Here is a 20,584-nt window from a genome sequence, read left to right on the forward strand (position 1 = left end):
TAAATTCGGGGCCCGGGGGGCGGGCGGGGGGGGGGCCGGGGGCCCGGGGGGCCCCCCCCCCGGGGGGGCCCCCCCCCCGGGGGGGCCCCCCCCCCCCCGGGGGGGGGGGGGGGGGGCCGCCCCCCGCCGCCATGGAACCGAAGTGCCCTACGGAGGGACCTGAGACATGCCGATCGACAGAAAAGTCGCCCGCTTCAACCGGCGGTTCGCCAACCACTTCGCCGGGCCGTTGTTCAGCCGGCTGCCCGGTTTCGGGAAGGTGCACCACCGCGGCCGCAAGTCGGGGCGCGAGTTCGCCACCCCCGTCAAGCTGTTCCGGCGCGGCGCGGACATCGTCATCACACTGCCGTACGGGCCCGGCTCCGACTGGGTCAAGAACGTGCTGGCGGCGGGCGGCTGCGAGATCACCACGCGCGGCCGCCGGATCCGGGTCACCGCGCCGGTGGTCTTCACCGACGACGGTACGACGAAGATGCCCGCCCTGACCCGGCGGATCCTCTCCCGCGTCGAGGCCACCGAGTTCCTCGCGCTGACACCGGTCGCAGAACCGGCGCGGCTGCGGGCGGCCCGGCCGTGACCGCCGCCGGTCTGGTCACCCGGCCGGTCCGGGTGGCGCTGCTGGTCGGGTCGGCCCGCGACGGGCGGCTCGCCCCGGACGTCGCGGGCTGGTTCGCGCGGGTCGCCGCCCGCCGCGACGACCTGGTCCTGGACGTCGTCGACGTGGCCGAGCACCTGTTGCCGGCGAGCCTCGACGAGGCCGACCCGCGGGCGGTGGCGCTGCGGCCCCGGCTGGGCGGGGCGGAGGCGTACGTGGTCGTCGTACCGGAGTACAACCGGAGTGTTCCGGGGCCGCTGAAGACCCTCATCGACAGCTTCCAGACCGAGTGGCAGGCCAAGCCGGTCGGGTTCGTCGGCTACGGCCTCGGCATGGCGGGCGGGGTGCGGGCGATCGAGCATCTGCGGCAGATCTTCGCCGAGTTCCACTGCGTGGGGATGAAGGACGTCGTGACGTTCCCGCGGGTGCTGGAGCACTACGACGCGGAGGGCCGCTTCGCGGCCGACGCCGACGGGGCCGAGTCCGCGGCCAAGCTGATGCTGGACCAGCTCATGTGGTGGGCGACGGTACTGCGCGACGCCAAGGCGGCGCGTCCCTACGGCACTTGAGAGTTCCGGCGCCGATAACGCGCCCCATCAGGGGCGCGGGGAACTGCGCGACCAGCCACATCGGACCTGCGGCCGGTCCAGCACGGATCGCGGCACTTCCTGCGCATCGCCGTGCCGGGTGCGGTTGTCGGGCGGCTGCGGCGCCGTCGTGGCTGATCGCGCAGTTCCCCGCGCCCCCAAGAAGGACGAGGTCCCCCTCTTTCAAAGGAGACGCGATGGCTGCCGTCGCCCCCGATCCGCTCACCCCTCTTCTCGTCGCCGTGCCCGTGGTGATCCTCGCCTGCCGGGCCGGCGCCCAGTTGCTCAGACGGCTCGGGCAACCCCCGGTCGTCGGCGAGATACTCGTCGGCATCCTGTTCGGCCCGTCCCTGCTGGGCTGGCTCTGGCCCGGTGCCCAGACGTGGCTGTTCCCGCAGTCGGCGCTGCCCTACATCGGCGTGCTCGGGAACATCGGCCTGCTCGTGTTCATGTTCCTCGTCGGACTCGAACTCGACCTGAAGTCGCTGCGCGGCCACAGCAGAACGGCCGTCGCCGTGTCCCAGGCCGGGATCGCGCTGCCGCTGCTCCTCGGCACGCTGCTCGCCCTCGGCATGTACGGCGAGTTCGCCCCCTCCGGCACCGAGAAGCTGCCGTTCGTGCTGTTCATCGCAGTGTCGATGAGCATCACCGCGTTCCCGGTGCTGGCCCGCATCCTGACCGACCGGGGCCTGTACCGGACCCGGCTCGGCGCGCTCGCCATGGCCAGCGCGGCCGTGGACGACGTCAGCGCCTGGTGCCTGCTGGCCGCGGTGGTGGCGGTGACGAAGAGCAACTCGCCGCTGGAGGCCCTGACCACCGCCGGGTACGCGCTCGCCTTCGCCGCCGTGATGTTCCTCGTCGTACGGCCGCTGCTGGCCAGGTGGGCCGCGCGGGCGGAACGCCGGTACGCCGACACGGTCGTGCTGGTGGTGCTGTTCAGCGGGCTGAGCCTGGCCGCGTTCGCCACCGACCGGATCGGGGTGCACGCGCTGTTCGGCGCCTTCCTGTTCGGCGTGGCCACCCCGCGCGGCAGCCGGCGGATCGAGGTCACCGCGGCCCGGATGCGGGCCTTCGCGGTGCCGGTGCTGCTGCCGCTGTTCTTCGTCAGCACCGGTCTGAAGACCGACGTGGGGCTGCTCGGCGGCAGCGGTACCCAGTGGCTGTGGGCGGGGGCCGTGCTCGCCGTCGCCGTGGCCGGCAAGTGGGGCGGCGGCACGCTCGCCGCACGGCTCTCCGGCCGGGACTGGCGGGACTCCATGTCGCTGGGCGCGCTGATGAACTGCCGTGGCCTGACCGAGCTGATCGTGCTCAACATCGGGCTCGGTCTCGGGGTCATCGGGCCGGAGCTGTTCACGGTCCTCGTGCTGATGGCGCTGCTCACCACGGCCATGACCACCCCGGCGCTGACCCGGATCCGCAAGGGGATCGACGAGGAGCCCGAGCGGGAGACGGCCGGAACCGGCCAGGACGAACCCGCTCTGGAGATCGCGAGAACCCGCTGACCTGCGCCTGCGGGCGGGGCAGCGGCGTCAGCCGCCGACCGGCGAACAGTTCTGACCCTGATGGTTGGAAGGTTGCTAGTTGGAAGCTTGATAGATAAGCGAGTTGACGATACTCTCGCAGTACGACGCAGCAGTGAGGCAGTGAGGGAGAGAACGATGAGCCAGGACTTCAAGAACCTCGACATGACGATGATGTTCGCCATCCACGACGCGCTCCGCCGCGAGCTGGAGCGGATCGCCCGGATCACCGCGCGGGTCGACGAGGACCCCCGGCACGTACTGAGCACCGCGGTCGGCTGGGAGCTCTTCAAGAAGTTCCTGACCGTCCACCACACCTCCGAGGACGTGAAGATCTGGCCGGTCATGGAGACCGCGCTGGCCGGCCAGGACTCCGAACTGGCGCTGCTCGCCGACATGGAGGCCGAGCACGGCGTCATCGACCCGCTGCTCGCCGACATCGACGCCGCCCTCGCCGACCGCGACTCCGGCCTGGAGCGCCTGACCGGCCTGACCGACACCCTCTACACCCGGCTCGGCGCCCACCTCGACCACGAGGAGCGGGACGCGCTGCAGCTGATGGACATCACGCTCTCCCAGGAGCAGTGGCAGGACTTCTCCGCCGAACAGCGCACCCGGATCGGCGACGACTCCGCCCGCTACCTGCCCTGGATGCTCGACGACATCGACGCCGCGAAGGTCGCGCACATCCTCGGCAAGATGCCCGAGCCGCTGCGCAACGCCTACCAGAACGACTGGCGCAAGGCCTACGAGGACCTCGCCATCTGGACCCCCAGGACCGCCACCACCAGCCGCTGACCGGATCCCCCGGGTTCCGCTCCGCCCGACACCCCCCAACCCTGAGACAGACACGGAGACATCTCATGTCGCTGCAAGACCGCACTCAGGCCGTCCCCAAGGCCGCGGCCCCGCCGCAGCAGGACGGCAAGCTCGGACTCGCGTTACTCGTGATCGCCGCGGCCCAGCTCATGCTCGTCCTCGACAACACGATCGTCGCCGTCGCCCTGCCCAGCATGCAGAGCGCCCTCGGGCTCAGCGAGTCCGGCCTCGGCTGGATCGTCACCGCCTACGCCCTGGCCTTCGGCGGTCTGCTGCTGGCCGGCGGCCGCGCCGGTGACCTCTTCGGCCGCCGCCGGGTCTTCCGCACCGGACTGGTGCTGTTCACCGCCGCCTCGCTGCTCGGCGGCCTCGCCCAGAGCGGCGAACTGCTCATCGCCGCCCGCGTGATCCAGGGCGCGGGCGCCGCCATCGCCGCGCCCACCGCCCTGTCGCTGCTGGCCACCACCTTCCCGGCCGGCCCCGCCCGCAACAAGGCGCTCGGCGTCTACGGCGCGATGGGCGGCCTCGGTTCGGTCGTCGGCCTGCTGCTCGGCGGCGCGCTCACCGAGTACCTGAGCTGGCGCTGGGTGATGTTCGTGAACATCCCGATCGCCCTGGCCGTCCTGTTCGGCACCGGCGTCCTCGTCGAGGGCGAGCGCGAGCGCGGCAAGGTCGACGTGCCCGGCGCGCTCACCGCCACCCTGGGCTTCGGCTCGCTCGTCTACGCCATCAACCGCGCCGGCGACAAGGGCTTCGGCGACAGCGTCACCCTGACCGGACTGGGCGCCGCGCTCGTCCTGATCCTCGCCTTCGTCCTCATCCAGCGCGCGAGCAAGGCGCCGATGATCCCGAGCGGGGTGCTCGCCGACAAGAGCCGCGTCGGCGCCAACCTGATCATGTTCCTGGTCGGCGCGGGCATGCTCGCCACCTTCTACTTCCTCACCCTCTACATGCAGCTCGTCAAGGGCTACGCCCCGATGGTCACCGGCGTCGCCTACCTGCCCTTCGCCCTCGGCATGGGCATCGCGGCCGGCGGCGTCGGCCCGCAGCTGCTCGCCAAGCTGCCCGAGCGCAACGTGATCGCCCTCGGTCTGCTGATCGGCACCGCCGGCATGGTCTGGTTCAGCTTCATCGAGCCCGGCCAGACCCCGTGGGCCGCGCTGCTGCCGGCCCAGCTGGTGGCCGGTCTCGGCCTCGGCATGGTCTTCGTGGCCGTCACCATCGTCAGCGTCCGCGGGGTCGCCCCGCAGGCCACCGGCGCGGCCTCCGGACTGGTCAACACCGCCCAGCAGATCGGCGGCGCCATCGGCCTGGCGGCCCTCGCCGCGGCGGCCACCGCCATCACCGACCACGAGCTGCCGGGCAGCGTCCCGCACGCCCTCACCACCGGCTACTCGTACGGGTTCCTGCTCGGCGGCGGCTTCTACCTGCTGGCCCTGATCGTGGCCCTGGCCACCCTCCCGGGCACCCGCCCCCAGCACCAGGACGCCGAGCACCCGCCCGTCGCCCTGTGACCGACCCCGGCGGCCCCGCCCTGACGACCCGGGCGGGGCCGCCGGTTCCCCGGTACCGGCGCCGCGTCGGTGCCGGTACCGGTCGGGGCGCCGTCGATATACTCGGGCAGGAGGTGCTGTCTTGCGGTACGAGAGCGACGACGATCGCGGTCCGGTGACCCGGACCGAGCAGACCGCGGAGGTCCCGGGCGTCCTCCCGGACGCGCTCACCGACTTCATCGGCTACCTCCTGCGCCGCGTCTACGCACAGTTCGCCGCCACCGACGACGGCGGCGGCAGCGACCCCCGCGACTTCCTGGTCCTCGACGCGCTCACCGGCCGCGACTGGGACTCCCAGCTCGACCTCGCCGAGCGGCTCGGCATCAACCGCACCATCATGGTCGGCGTCATCGACCGCCTGGAGGCCCGCGGCGAGGTCCGGCGCACCCGCAACCCCGACAACCGGCGCCAGTACGTGCTCTCCCTGACCGACAAGGGGCGCGAGGCCGTCGAGGCCAGCCGGCGGGCGGTCGCCGAGCGGGACGCCCGGCTCACCGCCGTCCTCACGGACGAGGAGACCGCCCGGCTCGACGAGCTGCTGGGCCGGCTGCTGCCCGAGTCCGCGCAGCCCCTCGTGCAGGGCACCGAGTACCTGGTCGGGCAGGCCCATCACCGGCTGCGCAAGCACGGCGACGACAAGCTGGCCGGCACCGGCCTGCGGGTGCGGCACTACGGCCCGCTGTCCGCGCTCGACGTGCTCGGGCCCATCGCCCAGCAGCGGCTCGCCGAACTGCTCGCCATCACCGGCCCCGCCGCCTCCCAGCTCGTCGACGAACTGGTCAAGCTGGGCCTGGTGCGCCGCGGCCGGGACCCGCACGACCGGCGCCGCTACGCCCTCGAAGTCACCGACCTCGGCCGCGAGCAGCTCGGTGTCGTGGCCCGGGCCGTCGCGGGCCTCGCCGCGGACGTCTCCGCCATGCTCGGCCCCGGCGGCGAGGACGAACTGCGGGAGCTCCTGCTGAAACTCCTCGCCCCGACGCATTCCGGTCCGGCATTCGCCGAGAACACCAAGTCATCCGTTTCCGCCAGGGGTTGACCCTCTGGCCAAAGGATGTCACGCTTAATTCAGCGGATACGTCGTGCCCTTTTCCGGACCTTTTCCTGACCCTTTCCCAGGCTCTTCGCACCGCCCTTCCGAATTCCTTACGGAAGGGCCGCGAGGGGCCTTTTTTCATGCTGATTTCCCGTTGCGCACCGCCCCTCGACGAAGGAGACAGTCATGGTCGCCCAGAAGACCGACGGCGCGCCGGAACCGGCGCGCACACCCGAGGACATGACCTTCGACGTCATCATCCTCGGCTCGGGCCTCGCCGGCTCCGTCACCGGTGCCGTCCTGGCCAGGCACGGCGCCAAGGTGCTGCTGGTCGACGCCGCCGCGCACCCGCGCTTCGCCATCGGCGAGTCCATGACCCCGCAGCTCGTGGAATGGATCCACATCCTCGCCGAACGCCACGACATTCCCGAGCTGAAAAGCCTCGCGAGCGTCGAGGCCTCCACCCGCGACATCGGCCCGACCTTCGGCACGAAGGCTCACTTCGGTTTCATGAAGCACGAGGTCGGAAAAGAGCCGAACCCGCGCGAGGCCACCCAGCTCGCTCTGCCGAAGATATTCCACCAGAACAGCCACATGTTCCGGCAGGACAGCGACTCCTTCATGTTCCACGTAGCCGTCAAGTACGGCTGCACCCCCCGGCAGAACTGGCGTGCGAACGAGGTCGACTTCGACGACGACGGCGTCACCGTCCTCGGCCGCAGCGCCGCCCCCGGCGCCGAGCCCGAGCGGTACCGGGCCAAGTACCTGGTGGACGCCTCCGGCTTCCGCTCCCCGCTCGCCGACAAGTTCGACCTGCGCGACAAGCCCACCGCCCGCTTCAAGCACCACTCCCGCTCGATGTTCACCCACTACGTCGGCATCAAGCGGTTCGACGACGTCAGCGGCCACCCCCAGGAGCTGCGCCCGCCGGCCGACTGGCACACCGGCACGATGCACCACCTCATCGAACGCGGCTGGTTCTGGATCATCCCCTTCGACAACCACCCCAAGTCCCGCAACCCGCTGTGCAGCGTCGGCCTGACGATGGACGAGCGCACCTACCCCAAGCCGAAGGACCTCACCCCGGAGCAGGAGTTCCAGTCCTTCCTCGACAAGTACCCGGCGGTCAAGCGCCAGTTCGACGGCGCCACCCGGGTCCGCGAGTGGATCTCCACCGACCGGCTGCAGTACTCCTCCAAGCAGACCATCGGCGACCGCTGGTGCCTGATGTCGCACGCGGCCGGTTTCCTCGACCCGCTGTTCTCCCGCGGCCTGTCCAACACCATGGAGGTCGTCGACGCGCTCACCTCCCGGCTGATCCCCGCCCTCAAGGACGGCGACTTCTCCGCCGAGCGCTTCGAGTACGTCGAGCGCGTCGAGCAGGGTCTGCTCCAGTACAACGACGACCTGGTCAACAGCTCCTTCATCGCCTTCTCGCACTTCCGGCTCTGGAACGCGGTCTTCCGGGTCTGGGGCTCCTTCATCACCCCCGGCACCATGCGGCTGACCCGGGCCCGCCTCAAGCACTTCAAGGACCACGACACCCGCCACTTCGACGAGCTGGAGAACGTGGCCCACCCCGGCCTGTGGTGGCCGCAGAGCGACTCCTTCAAGCGGATCCTGGAGACCACCGCCGAGACCTGCGAGAAGTACGAGGCCGGCGCGCTCACCGGCGACGAGGCCGCCGACATCGTCTTCGGGCTGCTCAAGGAGTCCCCGGTCGTCAACCCGGTCTTCGGCTGGAAGGACGAGGAGAAGCGGTTCATCTACCCCTCCACGCTGACCATGGCCCGCTTCCTCTACTGGGCCTCCGTCGAGGCCCCCGCCGAGATGAACAGCGTCGGCCGCGAGTTCCTGCTCGGCATCCTCAAGGCCGGTGCGAAGGTCCGCAAGCTCCTCTGACTCCTCCCCGCCAAGCCAGAAAGGGATCCGCATGTCCGCAGCAGCGCGGTCGCTGACCCGCGCCGAAGAGACCCGGCCCGTCGAACCGCTGGATCTGCGCCGCGTGTGCGGCCTGTTCACGACCGGCGTCACGGTCATCACCACCGGCCCCGACGGCGACGCGGACGGCACCACCGTCAACTCGTTCACCTCGGTCTCGCTGGAACCCCCGCTGGTGCTGTTCTGTCTGCACCACCAGTCCCGGCTGCACACGCTCCTGGAGCGGAGCGGCGGCTTCACGGTCAACTTCCTGTCCGGACGGCAGCAGCCGCTGGCCCGGCACTTCGCCGGACGCCGGGCCACCGCCGGCGCCGGCGCCTTCGAGGGCGTGCCGCACCACTTCACCGAGGACGGGCTGCCCGTGCTCAGCGAGGCCCTCGCCCACCTGACCTGCACCACGGTCGACGTGCACACCGCGGGCGACCACGACATCGTCATCGGCGAGGTGGTGGAGCTGGGCGTCCCCGAACACGGCCTGGAACCGCTGATCTTCTTCGACGGCTCCCTGGGCCCGCTGGAGACCGGCGCGGACCGCTTCCAGCACGCCCGGCAGGCGTCCTGACATGCGCAGGGTGCTCATCGCCAACCGTGGCGAGATAGCCGTACGCGTGGCCAGAGCCTGCCGGGACGCCGGGATTTCGAGCGTCGCCGTCTACGCGGACCCGGACCGCGACGCCCTGCACGTCCGGGCCGCCGACGCGGCCTTCGCGCTGGGCGGTGACACCCCGGCCACCAGCTACCTGGACATCGGCAAGGTCCTGCGGGCCGCCCGGGAGACCGGCGCGGACGCCGTCCACCCCGGCTACGGGTTCCTCTCGGAGAACGCGGAGTTCGCGCAGGCGGTCCTGGACGCGGGCCTGACCTGGATCGGCCCGCCGCCGCAGGCCATCCGCGACCTGGGCGACAAGGTGGCGGCCCGGCACATCGCCCAGCGCGCCGGCGCCCCCCTGGTGGCCGGCACCCCGGACCCGGTCTCGGGCGCCGACGAGGTCGTGGCGTTCGCCGAGGAGCACGGCCTGCCGATCGCCATCAAGGCGGCCTTCGGCGGCGGCGGGCGCGGGCTGAAGGTCGCCCGGACCCTGGAGGAGGTGCCGGAGCTCTATGAGTCGGCGGTGCGGGAGGCGGTGGCCGCCTTCGGACGCGGCGAGTGCTTCGTGGAGCGCTACCTGGACCGGCCGCGGCACGTGGAGACGCAGTGCCTCGCGGACCGGTACGGCAACGTGGTGGTCGTATCGACCCGTGACTGCTCGTTGCAGCGCCGCCACCAGAAGCTGGTGGAGGAGGCTCCGGCACCGTTCCTGACCCCGGAGCAGACCGCCGAGCTGTACCGGGCGTCCAAGGCCATCCTGCGCGAGGCCGGCTACGTCGGCGCGGGCACCTGCGAGTTCCTGGTCGGGCAGGACGGCACGGTCTCCTTCCTGGAGGTCAACACCCGCCTCCAGGTCGAGCACCCGGTGACCGAGGAGGTCGCCGGCATCGACCTGGTCCGCGAGATGTTCCGGATCGCCGACGGCGAGGCGCTCGGCTACGACGACCCGGAGCTGCGCGGTCATTCCTTCGAGTTCCGCATCAACGGCGAGGACCCGGGCCGGGGCTTCCTGCCCGCCCCGGGCACGGTGACGGTCTTCGAGCCGCCGTCGGGTCCGGGCGTACGGCTGGACGCCGGCGTGGAGTCGGGCAGCGTCATCGGCCCGGCCTGGGACTCGCTCCTCGCCAAGCTGATCGTCACCGGCCGCACCCGCGCCGAGGCACTGCAACGGGCCGCGCGGGCGCTCGACGAGTTCCGCGTCGAGGGGATGGCCACGGCGATCCCCTTCCACCGCGCGGTCGTCAGGGACCCGGCCTTCACCGCGGACCCCTTCCGCATCCACACCCGCTGGATCGAGACCGAGTTCGTCAACGGGATCGAGGCCTTCACGGCGGCCCCGGCCGCCGGTGCCGGGACCGAGGAGGCCGGTCGCGAGACGGTGGTCGTGGAGGTCGGCGGGCACCGCCTCGAGGTCTCGCTGCCGGCGGAGCTGGGAAGGGTGCCCGACCGGACGCTCGTGGCGGCGGCCGCCGCGCCCCGGTCCCGTCGCCGCACCGCCGGCGGTGCCGCGCCCGCCGCCTCCGGGGACACGCTCACCTCCCCCATGCAGGGCACCGTCGTCAAGGTCGCCGTGGCCGAGGGCCAGACGGTCGAGAAGGGCGACCTGGTCGTCGTGCTCGAGGCCATGAAGATGGAGCAGCCGCTCACCGCGCACCGCTCCGGCACCGTGACCGGGATCGCCGCCGAGGTGGGGCAGGCCCTCGCCGCCGGTGCCGCGGTCTGCGCCATCAAGGACTGATCCGGACCCATCGAGGACTGATCGTTTTGGCAGCACTCACCTATTCCGACGCCATGAACGGTGCCCTGGAGCGGCTGCGTTCCGTGGGGTACGAGCACGGGCGCAGCTTCGTCAACCACGCGCCGATGGCCGCCGAGGCCCTGGCCCACATGGGGTACGCCGACGAGGTGCCCGGCTGGGTGGAGGGCCATCTGCGCAGCCACACCTTCCACGACGTGCCCGAGCGGCGGTTCGCCCTCGACCCGGCCGACGAGGCCGACTGGCGGCAGGCGCTCGGCGAGTTCGGCCGGGTCGCCGACTGGACCGCCCTGTTCGAGCGGGAGCTGGCCGAGGGCGAGTGGACCGATGTCCTGGCCCGCTGGTGGCCCCGGCTGCTGCCCGGCCTGTCCGGTGTGCTCACGCACGGCGTGATCCGCACCGCGCACGCGGTCCGGGCGGTGGTGGCCGCCGGGCCCGACAGCCGCCTGCAACTGGCCGAACTGGCCCAGGGGCTGGGGTACTGGGCGGCCAGGTACTCCGAGGGCGGAGTGGTGGTCCAGGAGGGCGAGGACGAGGGCGGTGACGTCGTGGGGGCGCTGGACGAGCTCGTCGCCGAGTTCTCCGGGATCTACGCCACGCTCTCCCTCCCGCACCCGGTCCCGCTGATCCACTCGGTCACCGGGCCCGCCGCCGTACGGCTGGTGGTGGAGCACCTGCCGGCGGAGCAGCGGTGGCCGTCGTTCCGGGTGGCGCGGGCCGTCAGCCGCACGATGCTCGACTGGTTCCACGCCGTGCCCCGGCCCGCGGCGCCGCTGCCGGCCGCCCCCGACCCGGCCGCCCTGTTCGCCGAGGCCGTCCAGATCGGCGACGAGCACGCCATCAAGCTCGCCGAAGTCGCCGTACGGCACGAGGCGCTGGCTCCCGACCCGCGGCACGCGGCCGCCGCGCACGCGGCCAACCGGGCGATCGGCCGCCTGTACCGCTGACAGTTCGTCTTCGCCGACGGTCTCCCCGACGGGGCCGTACGGAAACGTTCCCGAGGAGTGTCATGGACGCACAAGTCATCGTCGTGGGCGCCGGTCCTGCCGGCATGATGCTCGCGGGCGAGCTACGGCTCGCGGGCGCCGACGTCATCGTCCTGGAGAAGCTGCCCGCGCGCACCGGAGAGTCGCGCGGCCTCGGCTTCACCGCCCGCACCATGGAGGTCTTCGACCAGCGCGGACTGCTGCCCCGCTTCGGCGACATCGAGGTCAGCAACGTGGGCCACTTCGGCGGCCTGCCGGTCGACTTCGGCATCCTGGACGGCGCCCACCAGGCTGCCAAAACGATCCCGCAGTCGGTCACCGAGACCGTCCTCGAGGAGTGGGCCGGCCGGCTCGGCGCGGACATCCGCCGCCGCCACGAGGTGCTGTCCGTCAAGGAGAAGGAGGACAGCGTCGAGGTCGAGGTGCGCGGCCCCGAGGGCGTGCACCGGCTGCGCGCCGAGTACCTGGTGGGCTGCGACGGCGGCCGCTCGACCATCCGCAAGGCCGCCGGTTTCGACTTCCCGGGAACGCCTTCGACGCTGGAGATGTACCTCGCCGACGTGAAGGGCATCGAGCTGGAGCCCCGGATGATCGGGGAGACCCTGCCCGGCGGGATGGTCATGGTCGGCCCGCTGCCCGGCGGCACCACCCGGCTGATCATCTGCGAGCGCGGCACCCCGCCGCAGCGCCGCGACAAGCCGCCGACCTGGGCGGAGGCCGCGGCGGCCTGGCAGCGGCTGACCGGCGACGACATCTCGCACGCCGAGGCGGTGTGGGTGTCGTCCTTCGGCGACGGCACGCGGCTCGTCACCGAGTACCGGCGCGGCCGGATCCTGCTCGCCGGCGACTCCGCGCACATCCACCTGCCGGCCGGCGGCCAGGGCATGAACACCAGCATCCAGGACGCCGTGAACCTCGGCTGGAAGCTGGGCGCGGTGGTGCGGGGACGGGCGCCGGAGACACTGCTCGACACCTACCACGACGAACGGCACCCGGTCGGGGAGCGGCTGATGATGAACACCCGGGCGCAGGGGCTGCTGTTCCTGTCCGGGCCCGAGGTGCAGCCGCTGCGGGACGTGCTGAACGAGCTGATCCGGTATCCGGAGGTCGGCAGGCACCTGGCGGCGATGGTGTCCGGCCTCGAGATCCACTACGACGTCGACGGGGGCGCTCACGCGCTGCTGGGCCGGCGGTTGCCGAACGTGCCGCTCACCGGGCACCGGAGGGTGTCCTCCAGCACCGAGGCGCTGCGCGGCGGGCGGGGTGTGCTGCTCGACCTCGCCGACAACGCGCGGCTGCGGGAGCGGGCCTGGGCCTGGCGGGACCGGGTGGACGTGGTGACGGCGGGGGCGGCGGACGGCGCGCTCGCGGGTACCACGGCCGTGCTGGTGCGGCCCGACGGATATGTGGCGTGGGCGGCGCCGGGCAGTCACGCGGATCTGCCGATGGCCCTTGAGCGGTGGTTCGGGCCCGCGCGGTGAGGGTGCCGGGTCGTGTCGTGTTGCGGCTGCCCCGACGTCGTGGCTGGTCGCGCAGTTCCTCCCCCAGCCTTCGGCCGGGGGTGCCCCCAGCGCCCCTGACGGGGCGCTTTTCCATGAGGAGTTTTCATGCACAGCACCTTGATCGTCGCCCGGATGGAACCGGGGAGCAGCGCGGAAGTCGCGCGGCTGTTCGGGGAGTTCGACCGGACCGAGATGCCGCACCTGATGGGCACCCGGCGCCGGGAGCTCTTCGCCTACCGCGGGCTGTACTTCCACCTCCAGCACTTCGACACCGACAACGGCGGCGAGCTGATCGAGGAGGCCAAGACCGACGCGCGGTTCGTGCGGATCAGCGAGGACCTGAAGCCGTTCATCCAGGCGTACGACCCCGCCACCTGGCGGTCTCCCGCCGACGCGGTCGCCACGCGCTTCTACGACTGGGAGGGCCGGTCGTGAACGCCAGGCGAGTGGTCATCACCGGGGTCGGCGTCATCGCCCCCGGCGGTGTCGGCACCAAGAACTTCTGGAACCTGCTCAGCGAGGGCCGCACCGCGACCCGCGGCATCACCTTCTTCGACCCGTCCTCCTTCCGGTCCCGGGTCGCCGCCGAGGTCGACTTCGACCCCGAGGAGCACGGGCTGAGCCCGCAGGAGATACGGCGGATGGACCGGGCGGCCCAGCTGGCCGTCGTCAGCGCCCGTGAGGCCCTCGCCGACAGCGGGCTCGACCTGTCCGGCGCCGACCCCCACCGGGTCGGGGTCACCATCGGCAGCGCGGTCGGCGCGACCATGGGGCTCGACCAGGAGTACCGGGTGGTCAGCGACGGCGGTCGGCTCGACCTCGTCGACCACACCTACGCCGTCCCGCACCTCTACAACTACCTGGTGCCCAGTTCGTTCGCGGCGGAGGTCGCCTGGGCGGTGGGTGCGGAGGGCGCCGCCACGGTGGTCTCCACCGGCTGCACCTCGGGGCTCGACTCCGTCGGGCACGCGGTGGAGCTGATCCGGGAGGGCTCGGCCTGCGCGATGATCGCCGGCGCCACCGACGCCCCGATCTCCCCGATCACCCTGGCCTGCTTCGACGCCATCAAGGCCACGACCCCGCGCAACGACGACCCCGAGCACGCCTCCCGCCCCTTCGACGGCACCCGCAACGGGTTCGTGCTGGGGGAGGGGTCGGCCGTGTTCGTCCTGGAGGAACTGGAGGGGGCGCGGGCGCGCGGGGCGCACATCTACGCCGAGATCGCCGGGTACGCCTCCCGCTGCAACGCCTTCCACATGACCGGGCTGCGGCCCGACGGCGCGGAGATGGCCGAGGCCATCACGGTCGCCCTCGACGAGGCGCGCCTCGGCCCCGAGGCGATCGACTACATCAACGCGCACGGCTCCGGCACCAAGCAGAACGACCGGCACGAGACCGCCGCGTTCAAGAAGAGCCTCGGCCAACACGCCTACCGGACCCCGGTCTCCTCGATCAAGTCGATGGTCGGGCACTCGCTCGGCGCGATCGGCTCCATCGAGATCGCCGCGTCCGTCCTCGCCATGGAGCACAACGTCGTGCCCCCGACGGCCAACCTGCACACCCCCGACCCCGAGTGCGACCTGGACTACGTCCCGCTCACCGCCCGCGAGCACCGCACCGACGCGGTGCTCACCGTGGGCAGCGGTTTCGGTGGCTTCCAGAGCGCGATGGTGCTCGCCCGACCGGAGAGGAGCGCGGCCGCATGAGCACGCGGACCGTGGTGACCGGGCTCGGCATCGCCGCGCCCAACGGCCTTGGCACGACCGACTACTGGGCGGCGGCCCGCGCCGGGAAGAGCGGGATCGGCCGCATCACGCGGTTCGACCCGTCCGGGTATCCGGCGAAGCTGGCGGGCGAGGTGCCCGGGTTCAGCGCCGCGGAGCACCTGCCGAACCGGCTGCTCGCCCAGACCGACCACATGACCCGCCTCGCGCTCGTCGCGACGGACTGGGCGCTGGCCGACGCGGAGGTCACTCCGGCCGACCTGCCCGCCTACGACATGGGCGTCGTCACCGCCAGCTCCTCCGGCGGCTTCGAGTTCGGGCAGGGGGAGCTGCAGAAGCTGTGGAGCCAGGGCAGCCAGTTCGTCTCGGCATACCAGTCGTTCGCCTGGTTCTACGCCGTCAACAGCGGCCAGATCTCCATCCGCAACGGCATGAAGGGCCCGAGCGGGGTCGTCGTCTCCGACCAGGCGGGCGGCCTCGAAGCCCTCGCGCACGCGCGCCGGCAGATCCGCAAGGGGACGCAGCTCATCGTCTCCGGGGCGATCGACGCGTCCATCTGCCCGTGGGGGTGGGTGGCGCAGCTCGCCAGCGAGCGGCTGTCCACGTCGGAGGAGCCGGACCGGTCCTACCTGCCGTTCGACTCCGCGGCGGCCGGGCACGTGGCCGGCGAGGGCGGCGCGATCCTGATCCTGGAGGCCGAGGAGACGGCCGTACGGCGCGGTGCCCGGGTGTACGGGGAGATCGCGGGGTACGGCGCGACGTTCGATCCGGCGCCGGGGAGCGGGCGGCCGCCCGGGCTGCGCAAGGCGATCGAGCTGGCCCTCGCGGACGCGGGGGCGGACGCGGCCGACGTCGACGTGGTGTTCGCCGACGCGGCGGCCGTGCCGGAGCTGGACCGGGTGGAGGCCGATGCGATCGCCGACGTGTTCGGGCCGCACGGGGTGCCGGTGACGGCGCCGAAGACGATGACCGGGCGGCTGTACTCGGGGGCTGCGCCGCTGGACGTCGCGACGGCGCTGCTCGCCGTCCGCGACGGGGTGGTACCGGCGACGGTGAACGTCTCGCCGGAGACCGGGTACGACCTCGACCTGGTGGTCGGGGAGCCGCGCCTGACCGAGGTACGGACGGCCCTGGTGCTGGCGCGCGGGTACGCCGGCTTCAACTCGGCGATGGTCGTACGGGCGTAGCGCTCGCCCACGGCCGCAGGCGCTTGCGCGGTGCCGCGGCCGTGGCCCGGTGGGGGCTGGTCGCGCAGTTCCCCGCGCCCCTGACGGGGCGCTGTAGTCGGGTCTTCCAGTCGTGCCGCCGATGACCGCAGGTGCTTGCGGGGTGTCGCGGCGGCGGTCCGGTGGGGGCTGGTCGCGCAGTTCCCCGCGCCCCTTGTGGGGCGCTGCAGTCGCGTTGGCTCCATAGCTGCGGGCAGGCGTGCCGCAGGGCGGCACGGGTGGGCGCAGCAGCACCTGGCAAGCGCCGGTGAGCGTCCCCACCCTCGCCCCAGCCCCCTCAAAGACCCGCCCGTCCTCCCGGCCCCCTTCCTGTTCTCCCACGCCCGGGGCCGGCAGGGCGGGCGTTTTCATTCTCAGTCGTGAAAGGAAGATCACCGTGGCCACCCAGTCCTTCACCCTCGACGACCTCAAGCGGATCCTGCTGGAGGCCGCCGGCGCCGATGAGAGCGTCGATCTCGACGGGGACATCCTCGACACCGACTTCGAGGAGCTCAGCTACGAGTCCCTCGCCATCCTGGAGACCTGCGGGCGCATCGAGCGGGAGTACGACATCACGCTGGACGACACCGTGGTGACCGAGGCCAGGACGCCCCGCGAGCTGCTCGCCGTCGTCAACACGCAGCTCGGTGACGTCGCCGCCGCTGCCTGACCTTCTCCCCACCCCCTCCGGCCGCCGGCGCCCGTCCTGACCGGGCGCCGGCGGCTCCCCCATGCCCTGAAAGGGAGCTGCAGACATGTCCGAACAGCAGCAGAGGGTCGCCCTGGTCTCCGGGGCCACCAGCGGAATCGGTCTCGCCTCGGCGCGGCTGCTGGCCCAGCAGGGCCACCGCGTCTTCATCGGCTCCCGCGACGCCGGGAACGTCGAGCGGACCGTGAAGGAACTGCGTGCAGAGGGGCTCGACGTCGACGGGACCACCCTCGACGTGCGGTCCGCGCTGTCCATAGAGAACTTCGTGCGGGCCGCCGTCGAGCGGTACGGCACCGTCGACGTGCTGGTCAACAACGCCGGCCGCTCCGGCGGCGGCGTGACCGCCGACATCGACGACGAGCTCTGGTACGACGTCGTCGAGACCAACCTCAACAGCGTCTTCCGCCTCACCCGCGCCGCCCTCACCACCGGCGGCATGCGGGAGAAGAGCCGCGGGCGGATCATCAACATCGCCTCCACGGCCGGGAAGCAGGGCGTCGTGCTCGGGGCGCCGTACTCCGCCTCCAAGCACGGCGTGGTCGGCTTCACCAAGGCCCTCGGCAACGAGCTGGCCCCCACCGGCATCACCGTCAACGCCGTCTGCCCGGGGTACGTGGAGACGCCCATGGCGCAGCGGGTGCGCGCCGGTTACGCCGCCGCCTACGACACCAGCGAGGACGCCATCCTCGACAAGTTCACCGCGAAGATCCCGCTCGGCCGCTACTCCACCCCCGAGGAGGTCGCCGGTCTTGTCGGCTACCTCGCCTCCGACACCGCCGCCTCCATCACCGCGCAGGCCCTCAACGTCTGCGGCGGCCTCGGCAACTTCTGAAAACCCCGGCACCCTCTAGGAGTTCACCCATGTCCGAGCCGAAGGAAGTCGAGCACGAGATCACGGTCTCGGCGCCGGCCGCCGAGGTCTACCGGCTGATCGCCGACGTGGCCAACTGGCCGCGGATCTTCCCGCCGACCATCTACGTCGACCACCTGGAGCGCTCCGGGAACGAGGAGCTGATCGGGATCTGGGCCACCGCCAACGGCGAGGCCAAGAACTGGACCTCGCGTCGCGTCCTGGACCCCGAGGGCCTGCGGATCACCTTCCGCCAGACCGTCTCCACCCCGCCCGTCGCGACCATGGGCGGCACCTGGATCATCGAGCCCGCCGGCGAGGGGGCCTCGCGGGTGCGGCTGCTGCACGACTACACCGCCGTCGGCGACGACCCGGCCGGCCTGGCCTGGATCGACGAGGCCGTCGACCGCAACTCCCGCTCCGAGCTGGCCGCGCTGAAGACGAACGTCGAACTCGCCACCGCGTCGGAGGAGCTGACGTTCTCCTTCGAGGACACCGTGCGGGTCGACGGGGCCGCCAAGGACCTCTACGACTTCGTCAACGAGGCCGACCGCTGGTCCGAGCGGCTGCCGCACGTGGCGACCGTCCGGCTCACCGAGGACACCCCGGGACTGCAGACCCTGGAGATGGACACCCGCGCCAAGGACGGCTCGACGCACACCACCAAGTCGTACCGGGTCTGCCTCGACGGCCGGAAGATCGCCTACAAGCAGACCACCCTGCCGGCCCTGATGAACCTGCACACCGGCTACTGGACCTTCCGCGAGACCGACGAGGGCACCTTCGCCTCCTCGCAGCACACCGTCGTGCTGCGCCCCGAGAACATCGCGAAGATCCTCGGTCCCGAGGCGGGCGTCGCCGAGGCACGGGAGTACGTGCAGGGCGCGCTCAGCACCAACAGCCGCGCCACCCTGAACCACGCCAAGGCGTACGCCGAAGCGAGGCGCTGACCGATGGCCGGTGCCGACGCGGTCGACACGCACGTCCTGGTGGTCGGCGCCGGACCCGTCGGGCTCATGCTCGCCGGGGAACTGCGCCTCGGCGGCGCCGACGTGACCGTCCTGGAACGACTGGCCGCCCCCACCACGGAGTCCAGGGCGTCCACCCTGCACGCACGCACCATGGAACTGCTGCGCCAGCGCGGGCTGCTGGAAGGACCCGGCGGCTTCGCCGCCCCCGAACCGCCGCCGAACGAGCCCCGCGGCCACTTCGGCGGCCTCCCCCTCGACCTCACCCTGCCCAGCAGCCACCCCGGGCAGTGGAAGGTCCCGCAGACCCGCACCGAGGAACTCCTCGGCGCCTGGGCCGAGCGGCTCGGGGCGCGGGTGCTGCGCGGACACGAGGTCTTCGCCCTCACGCAGCACCCGGACCACGTCACCGTGGCGACCGAACAGCAGGGCCACCGCCGGGAGTTCACGGCCCGCTACGTCGTCGGCTGCGACGGCGAGCAGTCGGCCGTACGACGCCTCGCGGGCATCGCCTTCCCCGGCGACGCCGCCGGACGGGAGCTGATCCGCGCCGACGTCGACGGCATCGACATCCCGAACCGGCGCTTCCAGCGGCTGCCGAACGGGCTCGCCATCGCCGCCAGACGCGGCGACGGCGTCACCCGGGTCATGGTCCACCGGTTCGGCACCCCGCCGCGCACCGCGCAGACCCGCTTCGCCGACATCGTCGCCGCCTGGCGGGACGTCACCGGCGAGGACATCGGCCACGGCACCCCGCTGTGGGTGAACTCCTTCGGCGACGCCTCCCGGCAGGCCGAGCGCTACCGCGCGGGCCGGGTGCTGCTGGCCGGCGACGCGGCCCACCAGCAGATGCCGATCGGCGGCCAGGCCCTCAACCTCGGCCTCCAGGACGCCGTGAACCTCGGCTGGAAGCTCGCCGCCACCGTCCTCGGCCGGGCCCCGGCGGGACTCCTCGACAGCTACCACGACGAACGGCACGCCGTCGGGCGCCGCGTCCTGTCCGCCATCCGCGCCCAGGCCCGGCTGCTGCTCGGCGGGCCCGAGGTGGAGCCGCTGCGTTCGGTCGTCGGCGAACTCATGGCGTACGAGAAGGTCCGGACGCACCTCGCCGGGACGATCAGCGGCCTCGACGTGCGGTACGGGGACGACGACCGGCAGCCGTTGACCGGCTCGCGGCTGCCGGAGGTGCGGCTCGACTCCGGGGCCAGAACGGCCGAACTGCTGTACCCGGCACGTGGGTTGCTGCTTGCGACGGACCCGGTGCTGGCCGGGGCGGCGGGGGACTGGTCGGCGTCCGTCGACACGGTCGTCACGCGTCCCGCGGGGCCCCTCGACGGCCTCGCCGCCGTGCTCGTACGCCCGGACGGCTATGTCGCCTGGGCCGGCCCCACCGCGGACGGCCTGCACGAGGCACTCGGCCGCTGGTTCGCACCCGACCCACGCGCCCCCCACACACCACAACCAACCGTCAGGAGAAGGAAGATGGGCAACCTGGCCGGAAAGACCGCCCTCGTCACCGGCGCCAGCCGGGGCATGGGCCGGGCCACCGCCGAACGGCTGGCCGCCGACGGCGCGCTGGTCGCCGTGCACTACGGCAGCAGCGCGGAGGCCGCCGCCGAGGTGGTCGCCGGGATCGAGAAGGACGGCGGGCGGGCCTTCGCCGTCGGCGCCGAACTGGGCACGCCCGGCGACGTCCACGAACTGTTCCTCGCCCTGGAGGCGGGGCTCAAGGAGCGCACCGGCGAGACCGAGCTGAACATCCTCGTCAACAACGCGGGCGTGATGGGCGGGGTCAAGGCCGAGGACACCACCCCGGAGGAGTTCGACCGGATCTTCGCCGTCAACGCCAAGGCACCGTTCTTCGTCATCCAGCGGGCGCTCGCCGACATGCCCGACGGCGGGCGGATCGTGAACATCTCCTCGGGGCTGACCCGGTTCGCCAACCCGGACGAGATCGCCTACGCCATGAGCAAGGGCGCGGTGGAGCAACTGGCGCTCCACTACGCCAAGCTGCTGGGCCCGCGCGGGATCACCGTGAACAGCGTCGCGCCGGGCATCACCCGCAACGGCAACCCGCTGTTCGACATCCCCGAGGCCGTCGCGGCCATGTCCGCGCTGTCCGCATTCAACCGCGTCGGCGAGCCGCAGGACGTCGCCGACGTCATCGCCTTCCTCGTCTCCGACGACGCCCGCTGGGTCACCGGCTCCTTCGTCGACGCGAGCGGCGGCACCCTCCTCGGGTGACGC

18 protein-coding genes are annotated in these 20,584 nt (G+C 72.3%); all 18 read left to right on the forward strand.

What is annotated here, in order from left to right:
- Positions 1–166 precede the first annotated feature (166 nt).
- The 18 genes from ACFY0K_RS12415 to ACFY0K_RS12500 all read left to right on the forward strand — a co-directional run bounded on the left by ACFY0K_RS12415 (position 167) and on the right by ACFY0K_RS12500 (position 20,581).
- Positions 167–577 (forward strand): nitroreductase family deazaflavin-dependent oxidoreductase, encoded by a 411-nt coding sequence (locus ACFY0K_RS12415; RefSeq protein ID WP_351959119.1) that lies wholly within the window; start codon positions 167–169, stop codon positions 575–577.
- The gene (locus tag ACFY0K_RS12420; RefSeq protein WP_390639789.1) at positions 574–1,164 is read left to right on the forward strand and encodes an NADPH-dependent FMN reductase; all 591 of its coding nucleotides are present in this window, start codon (positions 574–576) and stop codon (positions 1,162–1,164) included. The genes ACFY0K_RS12415 and ACFY0K_RS12420 overlap by 4 nt, the downstream gene beginning before the upstream one ends.
- A gap of 215 nt (positions 1,165–1,379) precedes the next feature.
- Positions 1,380–2,684: a cation:proton antiporter gene (locus ACFY0K_RS12425; RefSeq protein ID WP_390639790.1), complete on the forward strand. Its 1,305-nt coding sequence runs from the start codon at positions 1,380–1,382 to the stop codon at positions 2,682–2,684.
- Between the two features lie 156 nt (positions 2,685–2,840).
- Positions 2,841–3,500 (forward strand): hemerythrin domain-containing protein, encoded by a 660-nt coding sequence (locus ACFY0K_RS12430; protein WP_390639791.1) that lies wholly within the window; start codon positions 2,841–2,843, stop codon positions 3,498–3,500.
- Positions 3,501–3,565: 65 nt separating this feature from the next.
- On the forward strand, positions 3,566–5,035 hold the full coding sequence (locus tag ACFY0K_RS12435) for an MFS transporter (RefSeq protein ID WP_390639792.1): 1,470 nt from the start codon (positions 3,566–3,568) through the stop codon (positions 5,033–5,035).
- A gap of 154 nt (positions 5,036–5,189) precedes the next feature.
- A complete protein-coding gene (locus ACFY0K_RS12440) occupies positions 5,190–6,110 on the forward strand; it encodes a MarR family winged helix-turn-helix transcriptional regulator (RefSeq protein WP_390640001.1) in 921 nt (306 codons plus the stop codon).
- 183 nt (positions 6,111–6,293) lie between these two features.
- The gene (locus ACFY0K_RS12445) at positions 6,294–8,009 is read left to right on the forward strand and encodes an NAD(P)/FAD-dependent oxidoreductase (protein WP_390639793.1); all 1,716 of its coding nucleotides are present in this window, start codon (positions 6,294–6,296) and stop codon (positions 8,007–8,009) included.
- 31 nt (positions 8,010–8,040) lie between these two features.
- Positions 8,041–8,610, forward strand: a complete 570-nt coding sequence (locus tag ACFY0K_RS12450; protein WP_351959125.1) for a flavin reductase family protein — start codon at positions 8,041–8,043, stop codon at positions 8,608–8,610.
- Between the two features lies 1 nt (position 8,611).
- Positions 8,612–10,375 (forward strand): biotin carboxylase N-terminal domain-containing protein, encoded by a 1,764-nt coding sequence (locus ACFY0K_RS12455; RefSeq protein WP_390639794.1) that lies wholly within the window; start codon positions 8,612–8,614, stop codon positions 10,373–10,375.
- Positions 10,376–10,401: 26 nt separating this feature from the next.
- Positions 10,402–11,340 carry a hypothetical protein gene (locus ACFY0K_RS12460; RefSeq protein WP_390639795.1) on the forward strand — a complete coding sequence of 313 codons (939 nt, stop codon included), beginning with the start codon at positions 10,402–10,404 and terminating at the stop codon, positions 11,338–11,340.
- Between the two features lie 62 nt (positions 11,341–11,402).
- Positions 11,403–12,860, forward strand: a complete 1,458-nt coding sequence (locus tag ACFY0K_RS12465; protein ID WP_390639796.1) for an FAD-dependent monooxygenase — start codon at positions 11,403–11,405, stop codon at positions 12,858–12,860.
- A 126-nt stretch (positions 12,861–12,986) separates the two neighbouring features.
- Complete coding sequence (locus ACFY0K_RS12470; RefSeq protein ID WP_390639797.1) at positions 12,987–13,316, forward strand: TcmI family type II polyketide cyclase; 330 nt, start codon at positions 12,987–12,989, stop codon at positions 13,314–13,316.
- A complete protein-coding gene (locus ACFY0K_RS12475) occupies positions 13,313–14,587 on the forward strand; it encodes a beta-ketoacyl-[acyl-carrier-protein] synthase family protein (protein ID WP_390639798.1) in 1,275 nt (424 codons plus the stop codon). Before ACFY0K_RS12470 ends, ACFY0K_RS12475 begins: the two co-directional genes overlap by 4 nt.
- Positions 14,584–15,792: a ketosynthase chain-length factor gene (locus ACFY0K_RS12480; protein ID WP_351959131.1), complete on the forward strand. Its 1,209-nt coding sequence runs from the start codon at positions 14,584–14,586 to the stop codon at positions 15,790–15,792. The genes ACFY0K_RS12475 and ACFY0K_RS12480 overlap by 4 nt, the downstream gene beginning before the upstream one ends.
- Positions 15,793–16,207: 415 nt before the next feature.
- On the forward strand, positions 16,208–16,480 hold the full coding sequence (locus tag ACFY0K_RS12485) for an acyl carrier protein (RefSeq protein ID WP_093502896.1): 273 nt from the start codon (positions 16,208–16,210) through the stop codon (positions 16,478–16,480).
- Positions 16,481–16,565: 85 nt separating this feature from the next.
- On the forward strand, positions 16,566–17,351 hold the full coding sequence (fabG, locus tag ACFY0K_RS12490) for a 3-oxoacyl-ACP reductase FabG (RefSeq protein ID WP_390639799.1): 786 nt from the start codon (positions 16,566–16,568) through the stop codon (positions 17,349–17,351).
- Positions 17,352–17,380: 29 nt separating this feature from the next.
- On the forward strand, positions 17,381–18,319 hold the full coding sequence (locus ACFY0K_RS12495) for an aromatase/cyclase (protein ID WP_390639800.1): 939 nt from the start codon (positions 17,381–17,383) through the stop codon (positions 18,317–18,319).
- 3 nt (positions 18,320–18,322) lie between these two features.
- On the forward strand, positions 18,323–20,581 hold the full coding sequence (locus ACFY0K_RS12500; protein WP_390639801.1) for an SDR family oxidoreductase: 2,259 nt from the start codon (positions 18,323–18,325) through the stop codon (positions 20,579–20,581).
- The last annotated feature ends 3 nt before the right edge of the window (positions 20,582–20,584 follow it).

It is taken from the genome of Streptomyces sp. NPDC001507, from assembly GCF_042894765.1.
Taxonomy (GTDB): Bacteria; Actinomycetota; Actinomycetes; order Streptomycetales; family Streptomycetaceae; genus Streptomyces.

Bases quoted from the DNA above. Each gene is read 5' to 3' on its own strand.
- ACFY0K_RS12415 (WP_351959119.1), top strand. From the start codon at position 167: ATGCCGATCGACAGAAAAGTCGCCCGCTTCAACCGGCGGTTCGCCAAC.
- ACFY0K_RS12470 (WP_390639797.1), top strand. From the start codon at position 12,987: ATGCACAGCACCTTGATCGTCGCCCGGATGGAACCGGGGAGCAGCGCG.
- ACFY0K_RS12465 (WP_390639796.1), top strand. From the start codon at position 11,403: ATGGACGCACAAGTCATCGTCGTGGGCGCCGGTCCTGCCGGCATGATG.
- ACFY0K_RS12495 (WP_390639800.1), top strand. From the start codon at position 17,381: ATGTCCGAGCCGAAGGAAGTCGAGCACGAGATCACGGTCTCGGCGCCG.
- ACFY0K_RS12455 (WP_390639794.1), top strand. From the start codon at position 8,612: ATGCGCAGGGTGCTCATCGCCAACCGTGGCGAGATAGCCGTACGCGTG.
- ACFY0K_RS12435 (WP_390639792.1), top strand. From the start codon at position 3,566: ATGTCGCTGCAAGACCGCACTCAGGCCGTCCCCAAGGCCGCGGCCCCG.
- ACFY0K_RS12480 (WP_351959131.1), top strand. From the start codon at position 14,584: ATGAGCACGCGGACCGTGGTGACCGGGCTCGGCATCGCCGCGCCCAAC.
- ACFY0K_RS12430 (WP_390639791.1), top strand. From the start codon at position 2,841: ATGAGCCAGGACTTCAAGAACCTCGACATGACGATGATGTTCGCCATC.
- ACFY0K_RS12445 (WP_390639793.1), top strand. From the start codon at position 6,294: ATGGTCGCCCAGAAGACCGACGGCGCGCCGGAACCGGCGCGCACACCC.
- ACFY0K_RS12450 (WP_351959125.1), top strand. From the start codon at position 8,041: ATGTCCGCAGCAGCGCGGTCGCTGACCCGCGCCGAAGAGACCCGGCCC.
- fabG (WP_390639799.1), top strand. From the start codon at position 16,566: ATGTCCGAACAGCAGCAGAGGGTCGCCCTGGTCTCCGGGGCCACCAGC.
- ACFY0K_RS12425 (WP_390639790.1), top strand. From the start codon at position 1,380: ATGGCTGCCGTCGCCCCCGATCCGCTCACCCCTCTTCTCGTCGCCGTG.
- ACFY0K_RS12500 (WP_390639801.1), top strand. From the start codon at position 18,323: ATGGCCGGTGCCGACGCGGTCGACACGCACGTCCTGGTGGTCGGCGCC.